The organism is Coraliomargarita parva (assembly GCF_027257905.1).
In the GTDB taxonomy this organism is placed as follows: Bacteria; Verrucomicrobiota; Verrucomicrobiia; order Opitutales; family Coraliomargaritaceae; genus Coraliomargarita_A; species Coraliomargarita_A parva.
Window position 1 is genome coordinate 221,568 of the sequence record NZ_JAPZEI010000004.1, and the last position, 22,044, is coordinate 243,611.

The following is a 22,044-nucleotide window of genomic DNA, read 5'->3' on the forward strand; positions in this document are numbered from 1 at the left end:
CAATGTTATATTAGTTCCAATGCGCAGCTTACTGCTTGTCTGACGAATTAATATTGCGTCTACAGGCAGGCCTTATGCAAACAACAAACCTGCTGAGTTCGCGAATTCTTAAACTCGGATCGACTTGTCTCCTGGCCAGCATCACGATGCCCCAGCTGCATGCTGGCGAATTGGATGGATATGTCACCGAAAAATCGACTGGAGCCGCCCTGGAAGGCGCGGAAGTCTCTCTGCCTGAGTTGGGTCTGAAAACCTCGACCAACCGGCATGGCTATTATTCCTTCCGCGATATCGAAGCCGGTGACTACGCCATCCGCTTTCGCTATGTCGGTGCCGAAAACGTTGCCACGAATGCGACGATCAAGGAAGGCGACGGCAATCCCGTCAATATGCAGATGGCGCTCAGTGTCTATGAACTAAACGACTTCGAAGTGAGCGCCTATGACTCCGCCACGGCGCGTGCCGTCAATATGCAGCGTTCTTCCGAAAACCTGCGCGACATCGTCGCATCCGACCATTTCGGCCAGTTTGCCGATACCAATGCTGCGGAAGCATTGAACCGTCTGCCCGGTGTCTCGGTGGAACGTGACCAGGGCGAAGGACGTTTTGTGGTGATCCGTGGCATCGACCCGAATTTAAACAGTGTCGCGATCGACGGCGTCGCGCTCGCCGCACCTTCAAGCGGAGATCGAAGTACACTGCTGGACACGATTCCGATCGAGGTGCTGGATACGCTCGAAGTGACGAAGGCCGTACTTCCGGACCAACCGGGCGATTCCATCGGCGGGCACATCAACCTGCGGACACCGAGCGCCTTCGATTCGGCCAGCCCGAGTGGCAGTTTGAGCGCGGCCGCACTCTACTCGGACCTCGTTGACGAATTAGGCCACCGCATCACGGCTGCGTATGGTTTCACCTTCGGCAGCGAGGACCAGTTCGGCCTGCACCTCACGGCAATGAATTCCGAGCGTACCTTCGGTTCCAACAATGTGGAGTCCGACGAATGGGTACAGGAAGGCGGCACATGGGTCCCGGACGACACGATTGAATACCGCGAGTATGATCTGGTACGCGAGCGTACCGGCGTCTCCGCCAACTTCGAGTTCAAGCCGAACGATGACAATCTCTTCTTCATACGCACCAGTTGGAACGAGTACACCGACACGGAAATCCGCGACTTGGCCTTTGCCTCGTTCGGCGGCAATTACACTTCCGTCACGGACTCGAGCTTCACCAACGACGAGGTCGAAACCGGAATCGAGCTAAAGGAACGCGAGGAAAACATGCGTATCTTTGTGGGATCCATCGGCGGCGAGCAAAGCTTCGCCGACTGGACCATCGACTATGCCCTCTCCTTCTCCCGTGCGGAGGAAGACACACCTTATGACCGCGAAGCGGTGTATGAAGGGGTGGACTCGTCAACCGGCACAGTCACCAGCGCCCAGGGCTACAATCCGAAACTGGGCGCCTCCCTCGGAGGGATGGACTACAGCGATGCCAGCCAGTTTGAGTTGGACGAGCTCACCATCGGCGAGCAAATGGTCGAGGAAACCGACTTGAGCGCGCAAGCCAACTTCAAGCGTGAATTCAACCGGGACCTTCTCAATTATATCAAGTTTGGTGGATTGGTCCGCGGGAAGCACAAGGAAAGTGACTTCGATCAGGTTTCGGCCGACGACGACGCCGGCATTGAAACCGCAGCCAGCTTCATTGAAAGCGGTCAGCGCAACTTCCTGCACCGCCCGATACCGAGTTTGGATACCAGCATCTTTAACTACGCCGAAAACAATCTGCCCTTCGTAAACGACGAGATCGATTCGATCATAGAGGACTACGAAAGCGATGAAACCGTCATGGCGGCCTATTTGATGGGGTCATTCGCACTCAACGAATGGGAAATCATCGCCGGTGCCCGGGTCGAGTATACCGACTTCGAAACCGAGGGCTACTCGCATGATGAAGACACGGACGCAGTGAGCCCGGTGGACTCCGATAAGGACTACACGAACTTCCTCCCCGGGGTGCATGTACGCCGCCAATTCAACGACGATCTGATCTTCCGCGCCTCCTGGACCAACACCATCGCACGGCCGACTTTCGAACAAAGCCGGGCCGGGCTCGTGCGTGAAAGCAATAGTAACGGTGGCTATGATATCGAAAGGGGGAATCCGGACCTGGAACCCTACGAGGCAATGAATTTCGACGCTTCGCTCCAGTACTACAACGAAACCTACGGGATATTCGGTGTCGCGGTATTCTACAAGGACATCGAAAACTTCATCTACGAACAGACCTTCGACGATGGAAACGACGAAGTCACCACTTACGAGAACGGTGATTCCGGTAATATCCTCGGTTTGGAACTCAGCTACTCCAGACAGCTCGACTTTCTGCCGGGCCCCCTCTCCGGCCTGAGCTTAAGCGGCAACCTGACACTGTCCGACAGTGATGCCGATGCCCAGCGTCCGGGGGGCGGGGAGAAAGCAAATGTGGAATTCATCAAACAAAGCGACGTCATCGGCAATATCTCATTGGCTTGGGAATACGAACGCTTCTTTTTCCGCCTGAGCGGCACCTACCGGGACAGCTATCTGGATGAACTGGGAGAGGAATCCTTTCAGGACCGCTATGTGGACGACTTCTTCCAAGTCGATGCCTATGCCAGCGTACGAATCTACAAAGGCCTGAGTATCTTCGCCGAGGTGAACAACATCTTTGACGAACCCTTCCGCGCCTACTGGGGTCAATCCGGCCGCCTCTCCCAATACGAAGCGTACGGCGTCTCCGGTTCCATTGGCGCAAAGTGGAAGTTCTAAGCCGCGAAGGCGTACGAACGATTGAAAATACTCAAAAGCTAAAATGCAGATTTACAAGAACCCTACACTACGCTCACTCACTCTGGCAGGCATGCTTGCCTGCCAGAGTTTGTTTTCAGCAGAACCGGTCGAAATCAAAGAAGTCTTCTTCACGACCGATCAAAGCCGCGAGAACATCGACTCACCCGCGGTCTGGCATGGCCCAAACGGCGAACACCTGCTCTTCGCCACGAGCAAGGCAGGCCACTCGGTCAATGTCTTTGATGCCGTCAACGGAGCCATGATCCAACGGGTCGGCGGCTTGGGGATTGAACTCGGCCAGTTCAACCGCCCAAACGGAATTTGGATCATTGAAGACCTGATGCTTGTTGTGGAGCGGGATAACCACCGCGTTCAGGTCCTGCGCATCCCCGAGATGCAGCCTCTCATCAGCTTCGGCGAAGAGGAGTTGATCAAGCCTTACGGTCTTTATGTACAGCCACATAGCGAAGGCGAATACGAGGTCTACGTGACCGACAACTACGAAACAGTCACGGGGGACACCCCTCCCGATAGCGAGCTCGGTCACAGGGTACAGGTCTATCATTTGCAGCGCGAAGGACGTACCGCTGAAGCCGAATGGATCCGCTCCTTCGGCGAGACCAAGGGCGAAGGCCGACTGTTCGTGGTGGAATCCATCTATGGCGATCCCGGGCAAGACCGTCTCCTGATCGCCGAAGAACTGGAAGATGATGCAAAGGGACGTCGCGTAAAGATTTACAACATGGCAGGCCAGTACAGCGGACAAACCATGGGGGCCGGTATCTTTCAAGCACAGGTGGAAGGCATCGCGCTCTACCCCACCGGTGTCGACAGTGGATTCTGGATCGTGACCGACCAAAGCAGGGATACAAATCTCTTTCACTGCTTTGACCGCCAAAGCCTGCAGCATCTCGGTACGGTGAAAGGTGAGCGCACCTTGAATACCGACGGGATCTGGGTCACGACCGAGGCAATGCCTCGTTTCCCCCGAGGCACTTTCTACGCCTGCGACAATGACCGGGCAATTTCAGCCTTCGATATGAAGGAAGTCCTCTCCGCGCTGGGACTGGATAACGAATAAGCCCCTCTGGGCCCCTGTACACTCAGGGGCCCATGGCGGGGTCATTGAACACCGCAACCAACCAAGCGTCTTTGACCAGCGTCATTTGGACGGTCTGTCGGATGACCACTTTTTGTTCCCCCCAGATGGTGTCGAAACCTTCCGGATTAACGCGGGAAATTTGATCCGCCACCAGATACACGCTTTTTCCGTCCTCACCCGGGCGCCATTCCTTGATCCGGTAATAGGTAAAGACGATGCTCGCGTTTCCAAAGAGTTCCGCGCGCTGCTTATTTCGACTAAAAACTTCCAGGGCCAATTTGTGGTCCACCGTGAGCTGCCTCGCGGTGTAGTCGTCTCCCTTCATGACCGCCTTGGCAAAACGCTTATAGGCGACCACCTCCCCCCGGGTATGCATTTTCGCATAGTTGAAGAGATTGTAGGCAATAACCAGAAATATGATCCAGAATAAGACTTTTTTCGGCTTCATGAGGGTGCTTGGGCCAACGAAAGAAAGTGCTCCAAGCAAAACGGGAACATGCCCATCTGGCAAGGTCACAAATCACTCATTAACATAGCCTTAACGAGTAATTTTCAAATCCTCCCGATGCTACGTTCTGCGCGCAGCTGCAATCTAAGGTCTATTCCTCGCCCAAGAGTCAGGAAAGCCCTGATGCTAAAATATCCGCAGCCATCGACGCAATATGTTCTCGAGGGAGATCCCGTTCTTCACCGCTCGCCATGTCGCGAACCTTCACCTGGCCGGAAGCGAGTTCCGCCTCGCCGTACACGAGGGCAAAGCGCGCACCTTTCTGGTTCGCCTCTTTGAACTGTTTGCCGAACCCCTGGTTCTTCAGCGGATACTCCACTTGATACCCCATCGACCGGAGGACAGAAGCATCCGCCATGGCAGCACGGCGCTCTTCCGGGCCACCAATGATCGCAATGAAATCCGGGCGCTGGGCATAACCTGCGGTCAAGCCCTTGCTATCGAGCAGGTCTGCCAGGGTAACATCCCCCATGGCGAAGCCCACAGCAGGCATCTCCGGACCGCCCAGTTTCTTGACCAACGCGTCATAGCGTCCTCCGCCGGCCAGCGCACGCCCTTCTCCGGTCGCCTCAAAGGCCTCGAAGACAAAACCGGTGTAGTATGCCAAGCCCCGAACAATCCCGAGGTCGATCTGGACGTAGGCCCCCGCCCCGGCCGACTCGAGCAGCGCGAGCAGCTCGCTCCAGTCGGACAAGCGTGCCTGCGCACGGTCCAGAAGGTCTCCCTCCAGGGGCAGATCGAGAATGAACTGCTTCAAACCTTCGAAATCCCGGATCTGGGTCACCGTTTCAATTCGCTGAAGGAATGCCTCCGCATCGTCGCCCAGATTCTCCGCCAGTTTCTCGACCGCCTTCTCACGCTCCATGCGTTCCAGCTTGTCGATCACGGCAAGTACCGCAGCGCTGCCTGCTTCGTCCAGCCCTTCGGCCGCCAACATCAGCCACCAGAGGTCGCGATCGCTCAGACGTACCTTGAAATCCGCCTCATTCAACCCGAAGGACTGCAAAGCCTGCACCAGCAAGGCCACGAGCTCCGCATCCGCACCGACTCCGGACTCGCCGAAGATATCGACGTTGAACTGGTAGAACGCGCGCAAGCGCCCCTTCTGGGGACGCTCGTAGCGATAATGCTCCCCGATATTGAACCATTTGACCGGTCGCTTCAAGCTGTTGGCCTTGGCCCCGATTAAACGGGCCAGCGAGGGCGTCATCTCCGGTCGCAGGGCAACGGCCCGACCACCGCGGTCTTCAAAATTGAATAGCTGCCCGACAATTTCCTCCCCGGACTTCTCGATATAGAGCTCCAGTGGTTCGAGCACCGGTGCATCGTACTCGAGGAAATTGAACGCGCGGGCCGTTTTGCGCCAAAGATTGAATATGTGATTCCGGCGCGAACAGGCTTCAGGATAAAACTCCCGGAAACCGGGAAGGGTCTCAAACTCCATATGGTATGATCCGAATCAGGGGCAAGGCAGCCTATTCAGCCGTATCCACGTCCAGCTTCTTGAGTTCAGCCTTCAGTTCCTTGCCTGCTTTAAACTTGATGACAGCACGCTTGGGAATGACCACATCCGTTTCCGGCTTGTTCGGATTGCGGCCGATACGCGACTTGCGAATCTGCACCTCAAACACACCGAAATTACGCAATTCCACATTCCGGCCCTCACTGAGAGCCTTGGCGATAGCGTCAAGCGTCAGTTGGACTGTCTCACGAACTTCCTTTTGGGGAAAGTCGGTTTTCTCATAGATATCGAGAACGATGTCGCGTTTCGTCAAGTTATTGGACATGGTAGATTGCTCCAGCTGCTTGCAATTAAAAATCGAAAGTTATTGTTTGTGCGATACTTCGGATAACGGATATACTGTCAAACTAGAAACGATGAGTGATAAAGAACCACCCAATCCCTTCGAGGAAATTCAACGTCAGCTTAAAGAATTATTTAAGGATTCAAATGTCAAGGTGTCGGCGCAGACCTTCGACGATTCAGAAACATTTAACAATCAAGCTGATAGCGGCATATCTGCATCCTCAAACAAAAAGATGGACGAAAAATCCGATCCTCTGGCACGCGTCAGGGACTTCCATTTGAAGCCCAAAGAGATACGGGATTACCTCGATCGCTTCGTCATCCGGCAGAATGAAGCGAAGAAAGTACTCTCCGTCGCCATCTGCGATCACTACAACCATGTGCGGCAATCCCTGAGCGGAAAATCCAGCCTGCAGGGCGAATACAGCAAGCAGAACATCCTCTTGCTCGGCCCTACCGGCGTGGGGAAAACCTACTTGATGAAGAACATCGCGAAGCTTATCGGCGTTCCCTTCGTCAAGGCCGATGCCACCAAGTTTTCGGAAACCGGCTATGTGGGCGCGGATGTCGACGATTTGGTCCGGGACTTGGTGAAAGCCGCCGACGGGGAGGTCGAACTGGCCGAATATGGCATTATATTCGTGGACGAGATCGACAAGATCGCGAATGAAGCCGGCATGGCCGGTCGCGATGTCTCCGGACGGGGCGTACAGATCAATCTGCTTAAGTTGATGGAGGAAACCGAGGTCAACCTGTTCAGCCCCACGGACATGATGTCCCAGATGCAGGCGGTGATGGAAATGCAGCGCGGTGGCAAGCCTCGCCCCAAGTCGATCAGCACCCGTAATATCCTTTTCATCGTGAGTGGAGCCTTCGACAAACTGGCCGAATCGATCCGCAAACGTATGAGCCAAAATGAAATGGGCTTCGGGGCCAGCGTTCAGGACAAGGATGAGGATGCCTCCCGCTATCTGAAATATGCAGAGACGCGCGATTTCATGAAATACGGCTTCGAACCCGAATTTATCGGCCGGGTCCCGGTCCGTGTCGCCTGCGAGGCGCTCTCCCCCGAAGATCTCGCCCGCATTCTGACCAGTTCCGAAGGCAGCATCCTGCACCAATACCGGGAAGATTTCCGCGGCTACGGCATCGATTTCGAAATCACTCCCGAAGCCATCCAGTCAATCGCCCGCAAAGCCGGCGAAGAAGGCACCGGAGCACGCGGCCTGATGACGGTGCTGGAAGGCATTTTCCGTGACTATAAATTCGAACTGCCTTCCACTGCGATCAAACAGTTCGAAGTCACGACGGACACCATCGATCAACCTGAAACTTGCCTGCAGTCCTTGAAGGAAAAGAACGCCCATTTGCAGCATGACGTCTGGTTGGAAGACATTAAACGCTATGTCGCCAAATTCGAGAAGCAACACGGCTACACCCTCGAATTCAAACCCCTGGCGATCGAGTCACTGATCCAGGAGAGCGTCGACAAGGACCGCACGATCCAGTCTCTGTGCGAGGAAAAGTTCAAGGATTTCGAGCACGGACTGAGCATCATCAACCGCAATACCGGCCAGACCGTGTTCAAAATCGGCAAACTTGCAGTGGAAAATCCTGATAAAGAGCTTTCCCAATGGGTAGTTCGCAGTATTGAAAGCATCAAGGGCAAATAGTCCCCCGCGTTTCACCCGACACCTTTCATCTTTCAAATTTTCCCACTGTGCCAGAAGGACAAGCAGTCAGCCAAATGTTTGCCGGCATCGCCGGCCGCTACGATATCGCCAACCACTTGCTCAGCGGAGGCATCGACTTCTATTGGCGACGTATTCTGGCCCGGAAGGTCCGCGAATTCGCTCCCGGCGAGATAGTCGATCTGGCCACGGGGAGCGGCGATGTGGCTTTCAAACTGAGGGATACGATCGGTAAGGACACCCCGGTCACCGGTTTGGACTTCTGTGAGCCCATGCTGGATGAAGCCCGGCGTAAGAAAGAGGAAAACGCGGATTATGCGGATATCGAATTCCGCTTCGGGGATTGCATGCAACTTCCGCTGGAGGACAACTCGGCGGACGCGGTCACCATCTCATTCGGGGTCCGCAATTTCGAAGATCGGCAGAAGGGCCTGCGCGAGATCCTACGGGTGCTCCGGCCCGGCGGTTGCCTCTTTGTGCTGGAATTTTCCCAGCCCGATCCCTGGTTCCGCCCCTTCTACTATTTCTATCTGAAATACATCCTCCCACTCGTCGCCGGCATCGCCACAGGCGATAAAAGCGCCTATGATTACCTGGCCGGAACCATCGAGAATTTCCCCACCAAGGAAGCCTTGGCCGCTGAGCTGCGAACCGCGGGCTTTGACCGCGTCGACGCGATCGGCCTGACCTTCTCGATCGTAGCCATCCACATGGCCACAAAACAGGGCTAGCAAGTCGGCAAAGCCTATCCTGGAAGGAAGGAAATCAGCAAGGGACTAGAAACCCTGCTGCTGGAGTGCCGACTGAAGCTGTACCTGGAATTCCTGTACATCTTCCGGGCTCGGGCGGTACTCGGGATCATCACCTGGAATCAGGCCAAGTTGGCCGCCACTGTTCAATTGCCAGCCCAGTTTGACGCCATCCGAGAAGATTACCGTCCCGCTGACCAGAGCGCCCGGCCGCATGACTTGATCGACCTCAACGGAAACCGTGCCGTTGCCGCCGGCATCCACCAACTCGGGTTCCACCGTTTCCGCGTCCTTCTCGGACTCATCGGCTTCCTTCACGGCATCAGCTTGTGCTTCGACTTCGGCAAAAGAAATATCCAGATCGTCCACTAGGAAACGTACATCCATGTAGGTCATGGAAATGGAGAAATCCTCGCGGAGCAGGCGCTGGACATCCGCGATCGATTTGCCCTCGTTGATCCAAGTCTTAACGGCAGCTTTCTGGGTATCTGTTAAATCCATACCTTATACGCAGTTGATGGATGCAAAACAGTCAACTCCCAAGCGCAAGGGAGCGTACAGAAGCGGTATTAGGCCCGGTTGTGAGAGATCTGCTTGATCAGGTAATCCACGGAACGCTTCACCGTACCGTCCTGCTCCATCATGTTCTCCACCTGCTTGCAGGCATGGATCACCGTACCATGGTCACGGCCACCAAAGGCGTCCCCGATGGACTTCAGGGGCTCACTTGTCAGTGTCCGGCAAATGTACATGGCAACTTGGCGGGGAAACACGATGGCACTGGTGCGACGGCGGCCCACCAACTCGCTGAAACGAATCTGGTAATAGTCCGAAACCTTCTTCTGGATCTGGTCCACCGTCACCTTACTGGCGGTTTCCTCCTGCAGAAGGTCGCTGAGCAGACGCTCCACCGCAGACAAGTCCAACTTCTGGTCGATCAGGGCGTCATAGCTCGCGATACGGGTCAACGCGCCTTCCATCCGACGCACATTGCGGGATACCCGCTCCGCCAGGAAGTTCATGACCGACTCGTCCAGTTCAAGGCGCATGGCTTCGGCCTTCTTGCGCAAGATCGCCACCCGGGTCTCGAAATCAGGCGCTTGGATGTCAGTCACCAAGCCCCACTGAAAGCGGGAAATCAGACGGTTTTCCAGTCGTTCGATCTCATTGGCCGGACGGTCGCTGGCGAGGAAGATCTGGCGCCCCGATTCAAAGAGGTCGTTGAAAGTATGGAAAAATTCCTCCTGCGTGCTCTCCTTGCCGGAGAGGAAGTGGATATCATCCACCAAGAGCGCATCGACTGTGCGGTAGTACTTGCGGAACTTCGCCAACTTATTCTCGCGGATCGCGTGAATGAACTCATTGGTGAATTTCTCCGTCGAAACATAGGCGATCCGGGCATTCGGATTGGTCGCCAGCATTTGGTGCGCGACCGCATGCATCAGGTGCGTCTTGCCCAAACCGGTATCCCCGAAGACAAACAAGGGATTATAGGCACGGCCCGGCGCATTCGCCACAGCGATCGAGGCCGCATGTGCCAATTGATTGCCGGATCCGACGACAAAGTTTTCGAAGGTATTGCGGGGATTGAGCAGTGTCCGCCGTGAAGGCGCTTCCGCCTGGAAGCTGCGGCTGCTACGAGAGGAAGCGGTCCCATGCCCGGACAAGCGGTTCGAGGAGCTCTCACCAGACTTGGCGCTGCTCGTGGTTTCCTCCACTTTCTCTTCGGCACGTTCCTTTACCTGCACCTGAACCGTCACAGGCATGCCTGAAAAAGCCCGGGCCTGCTGCGAGATGACATCCAGATAGTTGTTCTCGATCCAGATGGCATTGAATTCACTCGGTGCCATCAGCGTGATTTTGGAATCACTCTCCTCGACACAAGCGAGCTCTTCAAACCACATCGAATAGATATCGGCAGGAAAAAGGTTTTTCAGTTCTTGGTTAACGCTATCCCAAAGAGATTGAGCGGCAGAAAGTTCGGGCATTATCGTAAAGAAAAGTGGTTTTATTCACAGGGCGCGACACACAAATGTGACTAAATGGCGCCAGTAAGAAAGAAATCGAAAAAGGAACTGCGCCCCCATATCCCGGCCTGTAGCCAAACGCAGGGAGCGAGTGTACCTTGAACAAGGTAAACCTTGTAAATCAAGGACTTGTAGAATCAAGAATGAACATGATTAGTAGAAATTAAGAGAGAAACGTAAATGATACGAAGGGAATAACAGAACGACGTGATCTAAAAAGCGGGTCTTGATTGGGCTTTGCAAGGCGAACTTCTCCACAAGTTATTCACATTCCATTATGAAGAAATTTTTATGACTTTCTGCGGACAAAAGTCACGTTCCCGTGACTCCGACATAAGCCGCTGAAAAAGGGTGATTTCCGAAAAAGATCAAACGACTGTTTAAGCTAATCTTAAATACGTTATGTACCTCCGGAAATATTTTTGGCACGCTAAAAAAATTATTTCATTTGCCCGGACATGTGGGCAATGAGTCGCTCATTGAATTCGGCCGCCGAATCATGCCCCATTTGCTTGAGGGCCTGAACCATGGCAGCCACCTCGACCAGACGCGCCATATCCCGGCCAGGACGCACGGGAATCTCCATCAAGGGGACCTGCATGCCGAGGATTTCGATGTGATTCACTTCCAAGCCGGTCCGCTCCTCATGCATCCCGGCGGACCAGTTCATGAAGTTGATGACCAAATCGATGCGTTTTTGGATACGTACGGAACGGACGCCAAACAATTCAGCGATATTGATGATACCGAGCCCCCGGCATTCCATATAGCCACGGCTCAACTCCGAAGAAGAGCCCATCAACTCACGGTCACTCAATCGCTTCACGTAAGTCAGATCGTCGGCAACAAGGCTGTGCCCACGCTCGATCAGAGCCAGGGCACACTCACTCTTCCCCACCCCGCTCTCGCCACAGATCAGCGTACCGATCCCCTTGATATCCAGCAAGGTGCCATGAATATGCGTGCGCGCGGCAAATTTCTCTTCGAGCAGAATGGTCGCCTCGGTCGTGAAGGTCTTCGACTTCAGCGGGGAGCGGATCAGGGGCGTATTGTACTTATCGGCAAGGGCCTTAAGGTCTTTCGACGGAGCCAGATTGCGGGAAACGATGAGGCAAGGAACATTCCGCTGCAGGATTTCGGTCATGACACGGACTTCATCCTCCGCAGTTAACTCGCGCAGATAAGCCATTTCGCCGGCGCCAAGCAGCTGGATACGCTTGGCGGCAAAAAACTTGAAGAAGCCGGTCATGGCCAAGGCCGGCCGGTTGAGGCTGCGCTCCCGGATGGTTTTGTCCAGACCGGTGTCGCCGGCCACGAGCTCCAGCTTCAATGGCTCTTTAAAGGATTCAAAGAATTCACGGACCGAGACGGACTCGATCAATTTCTCATTCTTGGCTCGGACGATACGGTTCATACAGCGCAGGTACTAGAGGTTGAAATCTTCCCCGAGATAGAACTCCCGGCTCTTGGGATCGTTAATCAAATAGTCGCTGGTCCCCTCGGACAGGACCTGCCCGTCATGCAGGAGATAGGCACGATCCACAATGCGGAGGGTTTCGCGGACGTTGTGGTCCGTAATCAGTACCCCGATCCCCTTTTCCTTGAGGCCGATGATAATCTTCTGCACTTCGCTGACACTGATCGGATCGACGCCGCTGAAGGGCTCGTCCATCAGCAGGAATTTCGGATTCGTGACCAAGGCACGGGAAATCTCCAGACGTCGACGCTCACCGCCGCTCAGGGTGTAGGCCTTTTGCTTGGCTAGGTGCGCCAAGCCCAATTCATCGAGGTGCTGCTGTACGCATGCATTCCGCTCCGACTTGCTCAATGGCAGGGTCTCGGCCACCGAACGGATATTTTGCTCCACGGTCATCTTCCGGAAGACGGAGGCTTCCTGCGGCAGGTAACCGATCCCGCAGCGGGCCCGCCGGTACATGGGCAGCGAAGTCAAATCGTGCTCGTCCAGAAAGACCTTGCCCTCTGTCGCCGGAATCAAGCCAACCACCATGTAGAAGGTCGTCGTCTTCCCCGCGCCGTTGGGCCCCAGCAGGCCGACGACCTCGCCGGCACTGACGTTAATGTCGACTCCTTTGACCACGCGGCGCTTACCGAAATCGCGCACCAGACCTTGGGTTCGGATACAGGGAGGAGTTAAGGGACCTGACATATGGAAGTAACAAAAGTTCTCCCTACTCAGACCGCAACTCTATCCTGTATCAAAGTTTGCCTCCGGGCATCTGGGGCAGCGTGATGGTCGCTCGGGAGCCGTCCGGCCCACCGCCTTCGACGATCGCGCGGCGCTGCCCCTGTAGCAGGGTCAAGCGGTGCCCCGAAACAATGCCCCGGGTATCCGTCACCTTGGCATTGCCCTCCAGAGTCAAACGGCCCTCATTCGGGAGGATCAGCACCGAGTCGGCAGTCGCCACACGTCCTTCCTGGGTAATGACGACATCCTTCGTCCCAATGATCCGCTCGACCGAAAGCGCCTCCACCGATGACGATGATTCCGGCTCAGTGGCCTCTGTCTGCGCCTTCTTCTTCGAAATCACATCCAATTCCTGACAACTCGCGTCCAGATTCGTCGCGGCAACCGTCACGGAATCGGTAAAGCGGAAAACGGTCTGCTCCGCCTCTTCAATCATGCGCAGCTGTCGGCTCGTCACGACCGTCGGCTTGGACTCGACACTCCCGCTGACTGCAGTGGTCTCCGTCTCCTTGTCTTCCGGAATCGAAGTGTCATAGCCCAGATCCGGCATTTCCGGCAGCGTAACCACCACAGGATCTGCCTCGGTTCCGGTCACAAGAGCCGATCCCGGCTGTAATTCGACTTTGTCACCGGTCAAGACCGCCTCACCGTTCGTCACACGGGGCGAACCTGACAGCACGGCCCGTTCTTCGGCCGGATAAAAGACACCCTTGTCAGCCAAAGCCAATTGGCCGGACTGCTCGATCCGCACCGAGCCCTCGGTCACAATCTCCCGGACCGCGCCGACCTTCATCTCCTCCGCTTCCGCCGGTTCGCTATCAGGCGACTGGGTCGAATAGATCGTCATGCGGTCCGCTTTCACTTGCAGCGCCCCGGACATCACCTCCACCGCCTGCTGGAAGATAAAGATATTCTCGGCTTCACCGGGCTCCATCGTGATCGTATCGGCCAAAATAATGGTTTCATTGCTTAGTTGCGCCTCGCCGGTCAGCCCCAGGCCTCCCGAACGGCTCAGGATCATTTGGGAGCGTCCGGCCGCCTCGTCACCGGCAATCTCGATCTTACCGTGATCACTGGTCATGCGCGCTCCGGACAAGTAGGTTCCGGGTGCCTCGATCCGCGCATTCCCGATCAAGACAGCCCGCTCCGTACGTGGATAGAAATCAGCCTCGTCGGCATAGATCTGGCGATCGTCCTGGAAGATCTGCACTTTTTCCAAGGCGTGCACCGAACGGAGCGAATCCAGCTTGCTTTCGGAAGCCTCGGACTCGGGTACCTTGCGGCCTTCGGGCGCATCCGCCACCGCCAGTAGCTTTTCACAGGACATCTGCATGGTTTCCGAGTCCACGCTCACATTTTCGAAAAACTCGAAGCGATAGGCCTCATCGGTCGTCGTCAGGCGCAAGCGCTTGCTCTCGATCCGGGTCATTTTCTGTCCCTCCGCCAAGCGCGCCCCCTGGGCGAGCGAGCCGGCCAGGTCTTGGGTGAACTCGACCTTGGCCTCGTCCATGATCCGGATGACCTTCGTCGTGCCGTCCCAATCCCAGCCCTTGCCGGAAATTTTGAAATTCGTCCCCGTGATCTCGATCGGCGCCTCCGAAAAACCGCGATTCTCCTGTAGGCGCAAAGTCGCGGCCGGACTGTCCATCGTCATTTCCAGGACCATGCGCTCGTCCCCCGAATAGACCCGCAATGCCATGTCCTCGATCCGGACCTGCTCCGCGCTGTCGTAGATGCCCTGCCCCCCGCGCAAGACCCACTCGGTATAGCCATTCTCGGCAAACCGGGGCACGCGAAAGTTCTTCACCGGTGCATTCGGCGTCATTTGCGCAACCAAGCCGCCCGCAAGACACAGCGAGAGAGCGAGGCTAAAGATTCGGCGAAAAGACATTAACTACAAGAAACCCGGAGCAAGCTCCGGGTTCCAGTCAAATTATTCACTCTTCGGTGCTTCCTTTTTCGGCAAGGACAGCTTGATGTGGAGGTCACGCAGCTGTTTCTCGGTCGCCACACCGGGGCTCGCGGTCATCATTTCCTGCCCTTTCTGGTTCTTCGGGAAGGCGATTACATCGCGAATACTGTGGCGCTTGGCCAGGATCGTCACGATACGGTCGAGCCCGAATGCGATACCGCCATGCGGGGGCGCACCGTACTCAAACGCCTTCAACATGTAACCGAAACGGCTTTCCACCACGTCCGGCTCGATCTTCAGCACCTCTTCGAAGACCTTCTTCTGCACATCCGGCTGGTGAATACGAATCGAACCGCCGCCCAGCTCGACGCCGTTCAGAACGAGGTCGTAGTGCTGACCGCGAACCGCCTTCGGGTCGGAATCCAGCAAGGGCAGATCCTCTTCGACCGGTGCGGTGAAGGGGTGGTGCGAGGCCACATAGCGGCCGGACTCTTCGTCGTAGGCCATCAGCGGGAATTCGATCACCCAGAGGAACTTCCAGTCGGCGGGGTCGATCACCAGCTTCTCGCGCTTGACCAGCAACTGGGCCGCATCGAGACGTACACGCCCGAGGATGGTGCAGGCCTGCTCCCACTCGGAGGCGGCAAAGAAGACGATGTCGCCATCCTCGATCTGCAGTTGTTCCTTGAGCGCGGCCTTCTCCTCGTCGGAGAAGAACTTCAGGATCGGAGACTTCCACTCGCCGCCTTCGCTCTTGATGAATGCGAGGCCCTTGGCGCCCAGCGACTTGGCCGCATCTTCCAGATTGCGCAGCTCGCCCTGAGTCAGGTCGGCCAGGCCCTTGGCATTGATCGCCTTCACGGCACCACCGGATTCGATTACGCTCTTGAAGACCTTGAAACCGGAGTTCTTGAAGATTTCGGCACAGTCCAGCAGCTCCATTCCGAAGCGCATGTCGGGCTTGTCCACCCCGAAGCGGTTCATCGCGTCGAAGTAGCTCATGCGCAGGAAGGGAGTTTCCAGATCCACATCCAGCACGTCCTTCCAGACACGCTTCATCAGCCCTTCGATCAGGGCATACATGTCTTCGCGGTCGATGAAGGACAGTTCAATATCGAGCTGGGTAAATTCAGGCTGGCGGTCGGCACGCAGGTCCTCGTCGCGGAAGCAACGGGCCAGTTGATAGTAGCGCTCCACCCCGGCCACCATCAGCATTTGCTTGTACTGCTGGGGCGACTGCGGCAGCGCATAGAACGAGCCGGGGTTCATGCGGCTGGGCACCAGGAACTCGCGGGCACCTTCGGGCGTGCTCTTGAAGAGCATCGGCGTCTCCACTTCGAGGAAGCTCTGCTCGTCCATATAGTTGCGGATCGAACGACTGGTCTCATGACGCAGCTTCAACAGCTTCAGGTTCGAACTGCGGCGCAGGTCGAGGTAGCGGTAGGTCATGCGAAGGTCCTCGCCCACCTTGTCCGCGGAGTCATCCATCGGGAACGGCGGGGTCTTCGATACATTGAGGATCTTCAGGGCGCCGGCATGCACCTCGATCTCGCCGGTGGCCAGGTTCGGGTTGACCGTCGCGCCAATGCGCTCTTCCACCTTGCCGGATACGGAGATCACCGACTCCGGCTTGATCGAGCCGAATTGTGATTCCAATTCCTTATTGGCCGGGTCGAACACGATTTGGGTCAGGCCCTCGCGGTCACGAAGGTCGACAAAGAGAATCCCGCCGTGGTCGCGCACAGAATCCACCCAGCCACTTAATGTGACAGTGGAGCCGGCATCGGCCTTGCGGAGTTGGGAGCAGTTGTGTGTTCGTTTCATAGGAAAACGGGCGATGAAAACAGCTTCCCCCTCTGAAACAAGCTGAAAAGGGGGATTTTCAGCCGCCGGTCAGCATCTGCCCCACGAGACCCAACAGGAATCCGAGCACCGCTCCCAAGGGCGGAAGCCAGGCCTTTTCCAGTTTTGCCTGCGGCGCCACGTCCCCAAAAACAATGTACAGGATTCCGCCGGCGGCAAACAAGGAGAGGCCGCCCACCACGCCCTGCGCATCACTTAGGAGCAGATAGCCCAGCAGCGCGCAGACCGGCCCCAGGAAGGCCAAACCTGCGAAGCTTGCCAGAATGGCCCCTGAGGACAACGTGCCCGCATCCATCATCTCCCGGTAGCTATTGAAGCCTTCCGGCAGGTTTTGCAGTGCAATCAGGAGGGCGAGCAAGGCCCCACCCTGCCCCCCACTCCCCAGCGCCGCGCCAAGGGCAACCGCCTCGGGCAGAAAATCCGACAAGGTGGCCACCAGGTTCGAGGCCGCCATGCGCGACTTCGCTAGCCAGATGTCCAGCCCCATCATCGCCAGTCCACCCAAGGCAAACCAAACCACCACCCAGCCAACAGGGAGATAAACCGCGCCTTCAGGGACCAGTACCAAAGCGACCGCCGAAACCAAGGCGCCGCCGCCGAAAGCGATGACGAAATGCCGGAACTCCGTCTCCAGCCATTGCGGCTGGATTTTCTCCATCCGGGCAAAACACCCCCCCAATGGAATCGCTGCTCCAGCCAGTAAAGAAAGCCCGATAACAGCGAACAATGGATGCATGCACACATGCTCTCTCCCATCCCCGAAAATTGCAAAAATCTTCACCCGTTTTTTTTCAGACAAACTATTGACAAGCACCCGCTCGATTACCTTTATACGCGCTTCCTCGCTGCGCTGCAGTCGAGACGCTCTTTTCAATTTTATTGCTCAGTAGCTCAGCGGTAGAGTCCCGCCTCGGCGGGATTAATCACTTGGGAAACTGACAATTACTCTACCATTTCAATGCTCAGTAGCTCAGCGGTAGAGCAGGTGACTGTTAATCACTTGGTCGCTGGTTCGATCCCAGCCTGAGCAGCCACTTAAAAGCCCTTCGGTTCGCCGGAGGGCTTTTTTGTTGTCCGACCACACAAAGTGAACATATTAACACCAACCCATGTATTACGTCTATATCCTCGAAAATGCCAAGGGACGCTTTTACATCGGACATACCGACGATCCACAGCGACGACTTCGGGAACACAACGATCACGACGGCAAGTCCCACTTGGGCAAGTACACCCATAAACATGGCCCATGGAAATTAGTCTGGACCGAACCGCACCCTACTCGATCCGCTGCGATGCAACGCGAAAAGCAAATTAAGCTCTGGAAATCCTCCGCTCGAATCGGGCGCGAACTTCTTGCTACTGATAACCAGCGGTAGAGTCCCGCCACAGCGGGATGAAGTATTTGGTTGCGGCGGTTAGCTGCGGATCAGGCGAATCCCGCCTTGCGGGCCAGCAGATTGTAGTCACTGCCCGTTTGCTCGGCGGTCCGCGCAATGTCTTCAGGAGTCGCCGCCTCAGGCACCCCGGTATCGACCCGGAAAAGCTCGTAGCCACGTGAATTGAAGGACTGCAGGAAGGCCAGCGGATTGTGGCCCAAGGCACAGACCTGACGGTGGACGAATTCGAAGACAAACTGATCGGGCCATGGGTGCATTCCTTCAAGCACCAAGGGCTCCGCCCCCTCTACATCCATTTTCATGAACGCAGGTTTCAGGCCCTTCGGAAGCACCTCGTCGATGCGTTTCACCTCGACCTCAATGGACTGGGTCGAGTCACTCAGGTTGGCAAAGCTCTGCCAGCCTTTATTTTCACGACACAGGTAGAGCTTTGCCAGTCCTGCAGTCGCCCCGAGAGCGAAAGGAAAGACCTCGACATTGGTACACCGATTCAATTCCAGGTTTTTACGGAGCAGCCTGACATTCGCAGGGTCCGGTTCGAAGGCGAGCACCCTGCCCTCCTCTCCAACAGCCCGGCTCAGTTTCAAGGTGTGCAAGCCGATGTTCGCCCCCACATCCAACACGGTATCTCCGGGCTTGATCTGCGAACAGAGAAACCCAATCAGCTCCTTCTCGTAGCCGCCGTGATGAATGCACTGTTGAGCGATGTATTCATTGGGCGAGTGGAAGACGATGGTCATGTCGTCGACCCGCACCCGGTTCCGTGGATACAACAGCCGGATGCAACAGGCACGCAGCCTCGGCGCGAATCCCGCCCCCAACCCCAAGGGCAGAATCCTGCTTATGGAGCGCAATACGGCGTGCAGCGGATTAGTCTGGGAGCTCATACGGCAACTTCACGAGTCATTCTATATACAGAACTGGCAGTGAACAGCTTTAATTCAGCCCAGACCGAGAGATGTCGTTCAAAGATAGAGCCATGCGCTAGCCGGAATATGACTATGCCGAGGTCCCGCGTCGCAACTGCCGGGGCGCGCAGCCAAAGCGCTTACGAATCACTTTGTTAAAATAGTGCAGGTCCGGAATGCCGACCTCATAGGCAATGGCCTTCACCGGCATGTCCGAATACTTGAGTAGCTCGTAGGCGCGGTCCGTGCGCAACTGGCTCATCCATGCACTGGGGGTCAAACCCGTCTGTTCGCGGACAAGCTGGATGAACTTGTTATGGGAAACGCCACAAAGCCCGGCGATCGCAGCGACGCTATGCCCCTTAGACATCTCCTGTTGTAGCAGATGCGTGGCTTCATTGATGATGTGCGTCGCTCCGGCATCCGGTTCATTCCTTTGCACTTCAGCCAGACCGTGCAGTACATCCCACAATCTCACATCGGCACGAAGCGACTCCTGAACGCCGAATCCAACCATCTCTGCGAGCGACTGTCTCAGCATAAACAGACGGGGGTCCCCCTCGAAAAAGACGGTTTCAAAAACAACATGGTCCAAATCCTGCCGACTGCGAAAGTGGCAATACCAGTGCTGTGACACACCTTGATAATGAAACACCGTCCCCCGCCCCGGCGGCACCAAGCTGACGACACCGGGACGCAGTTGAAAGATCCCGACGCCCTCCACCTCGAGCTGCCCATGATACTCGTAGAAGTGCAGCGACCACAAATCCGGCAACATGAACCGCTCGCGGGAGACACGTGTCCCGTGGACAGGATGCGCCAATGCCACCAAACGGGGGCATTCCGACAAAACTTCAGTCCATGGCAATTCACTCATCTACGTGAATATTTACCACTAAATTGATAAATAAAACAAGCATTAGCGCTTCACCGCCGATCTGAACCGGGCCAAAGTACCAGCATGAAGACACCCCTGCGCTTTCGCCAGATCCACCTCGATTTCCACACTTCCGGTGCCATAGAAGGCATCGGCGAACATTTCGACAAGCAGCGGTATCAGGAAACCCTGAAAAAAGCGGCGGTCGACAGCATTACTACTTTCGCCACCTGTCACCATGGCTGGAGCTACTACGATACGAAGATCGGAAAGCGCCACCCCGGACTCAAATTCGATTTGCTCCGTGCACAGTTTGATGCCTGCAAGGAAATCGACGTGAACGTACCGATTTACCTGACGGCTGGCATCCACAACATGGCTGCCGACGCACATCCGGAATGGCGGCAAATCGATCCGGATGGCCGACAAGGCGGCTGGGCGAACTCCAACCTGAAAGCCGGCTTCAAGTCGCTCAGCTTCCACTCCCCCTATCTCGATTATCTTTGCGATCAAGTACGTGAAGTCGTCAGGCTGTTCCCTGAAGCCAACGGCATCTTCCTCGATATTATCAACCAGATCGAAGACTGCTCGGTCTGGGCCCTGCAGCACATGAAGGAACGGGGCCTCGATCCGCTCAAGCAGGAAGATCGTCTTCAAAGCCGCATGGATGCTTTGATGAAATATTACCAAAGAGTCACCGCTGCGGTGCGTGACATCGACCCGAACATGCCGGTCTTCCACAACAGCGGCCACATCACTCCGGGCTATCGTGAGATCCTACCTCATTTCAGCCACCTCGAACTGGAAAGTCTGCCCACCGGTGGCTGGGGCTACGACCACTTCCCGATGTCGGCCAAATATGTCCACAAGCTCGACATGGAATATCTGGGCATGACCGGGAAGTTTCATTCCACCTGGGGTGAATTCGGCGGCTTCAAGCACCCCAATGCCCTGCGCTACGAATGCTGCGCCATGCTAGCCTATGGGGCCAAATGCAGTGTCGGTGACCAATTACACCCCTGCGGTGAGCTGGACCGCAGCACCTACGAGATCATCGGCGAAGCCTATCGCGAAGTTGCCGAGAAGGAGTCGTATGTAAGCGGTGCCAGCAATATCGCCGACATTGCCTTGCTCAGCAGCGCATCGACCGACGGTGAAGGCTTCTTCAGGCATTCAAAGCGTGACTGCGCCTCCGACACCGGTGCCGTCCGTGTCCTGCTCGAAGAGCATTTCCTCTTCGACGTGATCGACACGGAGATGGATCTCAGTGCCTACAAGCTGTTGATCCTGCCCGACGATGTGACCGTCGACGGGGCCATGAGGGCAAAGATCAACGCATTCCTCGAAGCAGGCGGAAAGCTCTTCCTGACCGGCGAAAGCGGTATCGATGCCACACGCGGCATGCTCTTCGACATCGGTGCCGAAGTCGGCCCGCAATCGGAATTCAAGCCGGATTACATACTGCCCACGAAGGACCTGCGGCCGGTATTTATCAGCAGCCCCTTCGTCATGTACCAGAGCAGCCGACGCCTCAAAGTCGTCGATGGCGAAAGTCTGGGCGACATCCACGACCCCTACTTCAACCGGACATGGGACCACTTCTGCAGCCACCAGCACGCACCCGCCAAACGGGACACATCCGGCTATGCCTGCGGCTCGAAGAAAGGCAACATCACCTACCTCGCCCATCCCGTCTTTTCCATCTACGCAAGCTACGGACAAGTCGCACTCCGCCAATACATCGGCAAAGCCATTCGCCACCTGCTGGGCAAAGATGAATCATTGCATCTCGACAACTTCCCCTCCACCGCACGTGTCACACTGACCGAGCAGGCCAAGGAGAAGCGCCAGGTGATTCACTTGTTACACGCCCACACGATCAACCGCGGCGGCGAAGTCGAACTGAGCGGCGGCAACCTGACAGCCTCACAGAAGTCCTACGAAGTCATCGAGGAATTGCTCCCCATCCACGACATCGCGATACAGCTGCGTTGCGAGCAAGAGGTCGCAAACGTCCAACTGGCCCCAGAAGGCAGCCCGGTCGATTTCGAATACAGCGATGGCCTCCTCCAGTTGAAGGTCCCGGAGATGCGCCACCACCGCATGCTCGCGATCGAATACTCGAGATAAGAACCGGATCCCTCGGCACAATCACCA

At 56.1% G+C, this 22,044-nt stretch carries 18 protein-coding genes and 1 tRNA gene; 7 read left to right on the forward strand and 12 right to left on the reverse strand.

The window, feature by feature from the left end; translation table 11 throughout:
• Positions 1-74 precede the first annotated feature (74 nt).
• Both O2597_RS07325 and O2597_RS07330 read left to right on the forward strand, forming a co-directional pair.
• Positions 75-2,816: a TonB-dependent receptor gene (locus O2597_RS07325; RefSeq protein ID WP_269523660.1), complete on the forward strand. Its 2,742-nt coding sequence runs from the start codon at positions 75-77 to the stop codon at positions 2,814-2,816.
• A 43-nt stretch (positions 2,817-2,859) separates the two neighbouring features.
• On the forward strand, positions 2,860-3,918 hold the full coding sequence (locus O2597_RS07330; RefSeq protein ID WP_269523661.1) for an NHL repeat-containing protein: 1,059 nt from the start codon (positions 2,860-2,862) through the stop codon (positions 3,916-3,918).
• A gap of 22 nt (positions 3,919-3,940) precedes the next feature.
• Here the strand turns inward: O2597_RS07330 and O2597_RS07335 are convergent, their stop codons facing one another.
• The 3 genes from O2597_RS07335 to O2597_RS07345 all read right to left on the reverse strand — a co-directional run bounded on the left by O2597_RS07335 (position 3,941) and on the right by O2597_RS07345 (position 6,234).
• The gene (locus tag O2597_RS07335) at positions 3,941-4,387 is read right to left on the reverse strand and encodes a hypothetical protein (protein ID WP_269523663.1); all 447 of its coding nucleotides are present in this window, start codon (positions 4,385-4,387) and stop codon (positions 3,941-3,943) included.
• Between the two features lie 169 nt (positions 4,388-4,556).
• Positions 4,557-5,891 (reverse strand): histidine--tRNA ligase, encoded by a 1,335-nt coding sequence (gene hisS / locus O2597_RS07340; RefSeq protein WP_269523664.1) that lies wholly within the window; start codon positions 5,889-5,891, stop codon positions 4,557-4,559.
• 31 nt (positions 5,892-5,922) lie between these two features.
• On the reverse strand, positions 5,923-6,234 hold the full coding sequence (locus tag O2597_RS07345; protein ID WP_269523665.1) for an HU family DNA-binding protein: 312 nt from the start codon (positions 6,232-6,234) through the stop codon (positions 5,923-5,925).
• A gap of 91 nt (positions 6,235-6,325) precedes the next feature.
• On the opposite strand from O2597_RS07345, the gene O2597_RS07350 reads away from it, so the two are divergent.
• Together O2597_RS07350 and ubiE are read left to right on the forward strand one after the other, a co-directional pair.
• Entirely contained in the window at positions 6,326-7,927 is a 1,602-nt protein-coding gene (locus O2597_RS07350; RefSeq protein ID WP_269523666.1) for an AAA family ATPase, read from the forward strand.
• Positions 7,928-7,974: 47 nt separating this feature from the next.
• Complete coding sequence (gene ubiE, locus O2597_RS07355) at positions 7,975-8,676, forward strand: bifunctional demethylmenaquinone methyltransferase/2-methoxy-6-polyprenyl-1,4-benzoquinol methylase UbiE (RefSeq protein WP_269523667.1); 702 nt, start codon at positions 7,975-7,977, stop codon at positions 8,674-8,676.
• A gap of 45 nt (positions 8,677-8,721) precedes the next feature.
• Here the strand turns inward: ubiE and O2597_RS07360 are convergent, their stop codons facing one another.
• The 7 genes from O2597_RS07360 to O2597_RS07390 form a co-directional block, all read right to left on the reverse strand.
• A complete protein-coding gene (locus O2597_RS07360; protein WP_269523668.1) occupies positions 8,722-9,195 on the reverse strand; it encodes a hypothetical protein in 474 nt (157 codons plus the stop codon).
• Between the two features lie 68 nt (positions 9,196-9,263).
• The gene (gene dnaA / locus O2597_RS07365; protein ID WP_269523669.1) at positions 9,264-10,682 is read right to left on the reverse strand and encodes a chromosomal replication initiator protein DnaA; all 1,419 of its coding nucleotides are present in this window, start codon (positions 10,680-10,682) and stop codon (positions 9,264-9,266) included.
• Positions 10,683-11,160: 478 nt separating this feature from the next.
• Positions 11,161-12,135 carry an HPr(Ser) kinase/phosphatase gene (hprK, locus tag O2597_RS07370; protein WP_269523671.1) on the reverse strand — a complete coding sequence of 325 codons (975 nt, stop codon included), beginning with the start codon at positions 12,133-12,135 and terminating at the stop codon, positions 11,161-11,163.
• Positions 12,136-12,147: 12 nt separating this feature from the next.
• A complete protein-coding gene (lptB, locus tag O2597_RS07375) occupies positions 12,148-12,888 on the reverse strand; it encodes an LPS export ABC transporter ATP-binding protein (RefSeq protein WP_269523673.1) in 741 nt (246 codons plus the stop codon).
• 49 nt (positions 12,889-12,937) lie between these two features.
• The gene (locus O2597_RS07380) at positions 12,938-14,818 is read right to left on the reverse strand and encodes an LptA/OstA family protein (protein ID WP_269523674.1); all 1,881 of its coding nucleotides are present in this window, start codon (positions 14,816-14,818) and stop codon (positions 12,938-12,940) included.
• A 42-nt stretch (positions 14,819-14,860) separates the two neighbouring features.
• Complete coding sequence (gene aspS / locus O2597_RS07385; protein WP_269523676.1) at positions 14,861-16,663, reverse strand: aspartate--tRNA ligase; 1,803 nt, start codon at positions 16,661-16,663, stop codon at positions 14,861-14,863.
• Positions 16,664-16,721: 58 nt separating this feature from the next.
• Positions 16,722-17,438 (reverse strand): ZIP family metal transporter, encoded by a 717-nt coding sequence (locus O2597_RS07390; protein ID WP_345783006.1) that lies wholly within the window; start codon positions 17,436-17,438, stop codon positions 16,722-16,724.
• Positions 17,439-17,661: 223 nt separating this feature from the next.
• Between O2597_RS07390 and O2597_RS07395 the strand changes: the two genes are divergently transcribed.
• Both O2597_RS07395 and O2597_RS07400 read left to right on the forward strand, forming a co-directional pair.
• Positions 17,662-17,736, forward strand: a tRNA-Asn gene (locus tag O2597_RS07395).
• Between the two features lie 75 nt (positions 17,737-17,811).
• On the forward strand, positions 17,812-18,081 hold the full coding sequence (locus tag O2597_RS07400; protein WP_269523679.1) for a GIY-YIG nuclease family protein: 270 nt from the start codon (positions 17,812-17,814) through the stop codon (positions 18,079-18,081).
• 50 nt (positions 18,082-18,131) lie between these two features.
• Here O2597_RS07400 and O2597_RS07405 read toward each other — a convergent pair whose 3' ends face one another.
• The gene (locus O2597_RS07405) at positions 18,132-18,989 is read right to left on the reverse strand and encodes an FkbM family methyltransferase (RefSeq protein WP_269523680.1); all 858 of its coding nucleotides are present in this window, start codon (positions 18,987-18,989) and stop codon (positions 18,132-18,134) included.
• A gap of 112 nt (positions 18,990-19,101) precedes the next feature.
• Entirely contained in the window at positions 19,102-19,887 is a 786-nt protein-coding gene (locus tag O2597_RS07410; RefSeq protein WP_269523681.1) for a helix-turn-helix domain-containing protein, read from the reverse strand.
• An 84-nt stretch (positions 19,888-19,971) separates the two neighbouring features.
• Here O2597_RS07410 and O2597_RS07415 point away from each other — a divergent pair, with 84 nt between their 5' ends.
• Complete coding sequence (locus O2597_RS07415) at positions 19,972-22,017, forward strand: alpha-amylase family protein (RefSeq protein WP_269523683.1); 2,046 nt, start codon at positions 19,972-19,974, stop codon at positions 22,015-22,017.
• The last annotated feature ends 27 nt before the right edge of the window (positions 22,018-22,044 follow it).

Excerpts from the sequence above, each read along its gene's own strand:
- O2597_RS07405 (WP_269523680.1), bottom strand. The coding sequence starts at position 18,989 with ATGAGCTCCCAGACTAATCCGCTGCACGCCGTATTGCGCTCCATAAGC.
- O2597_RS07345 (WP_269523665.1), bottom strand. The coding sequence starts at position 6,234 with ATGTCCAATAACTTGACGAAACGCGACATCGTTCTCGATATCTATGAG.
- O2597_RS07390 (WP_345783006.1), bottom strand. The coding sequence starts at position 17,438 with ATGCATCCATTGTTCGCTGTTATCGGGCTTTCTTTACTGGCTGGAGCA.
- lptB (WP_269523673.1), bottom strand. The coding sequence starts at position 12,888 with ATGTCAGGTCCCTTAACTCCTCCCTGTATCCGAACCCAAGGTCTGGTG.
- O2597_RS07415 (WP_269523683.1), top strand. The coding sequence starts at position 19,972 with ATGAAGACACCCCTGCGCTTTCGCCAGATCCACCTCGATTTCCACACT.
- aspS (WP_269523676.1), bottom strand. The coding sequence starts at position 16,663 with ATGAAACGAACACACAACTGCTCCCAACTCCGCAAGGCCGATGCCGGC.
- O2597_RS07335 (WP_269523663.1), bottom strand. The coding sequence starts at position 4,387 with ATGAAGCCGAAAAAAGTCTTATTCTGGATCATATTTCTGGTTATTGCC.
- dnaA (WP_269523669.1), bottom strand. The coding sequence starts at position 10,682 with ATGCCCGAACTTTCTGCCGCTCAATCTCTTTGGGATAGCGTTAACCAA.
- O2597_RS07360 (WP_269523668.1), bottom strand. The coding sequence starts at position 9,195 with ATGGATTTAACAGATACCCAGAAAGCTGCCGTTAAGACTTGGATCAAC.
- hisS (WP_269523664.1), bottom strand. The coding sequence starts at position 5,891 with ATGGAGTTTGAGACCCTTCCCGGTTTCCGGGAGTTTTATCCTGAAGCC.
- O2597_RS07400 (WP_269523679.1), top strand. The coding sequence starts at position 17,812 with ATGTATTACGTCTATATCCTCGAAAATGCCAAGGGACGCTTTTACATC.
- O2597_RS07410 (WP_269523681.1), bottom strand. The coding sequence starts at position 19,887 with ATGAGTGAATTGCCATGGACTGAAGTTTTGTCGGAATGCCCCCGTTTG.
- hprK (WP_269523671.1), bottom strand. The coding sequence starts at position 12,135 with ATGAACCGTATCGTCCGAGCCAAGAATGAGAAATTGATCGAGTCCGTC.
- O2597_RS07330 (WP_269523661.1), top strand. The coding sequence starts at position 2,860 with ATGCAGATTTACAAGAACCCTACACTACGCTCACTCACTCTGGCAGGC.
- O2597_RS07380 (WP_269523674.1), bottom strand. The coding sequence starts at position 14,818 with ATGTCTTTTCGCCGAATCTTTAGCCTCGCTCTCTCGCTGTGTCTTGCG.
- O2597_RS07325 (WP_269523660.1), top strand. The coding sequence starts at position 75 with ATGCAAACAACAAACCTGCTGAGTTCGCGAATTCTTAAACTCGGATCG.
- O2597_RS07350 (WP_269523666.1), top strand. The coding sequence starts at position 6,326 with ATGAGTGATAAAGAACCACCCAATCCCTTCGAGGAAATTCAACGTCAG.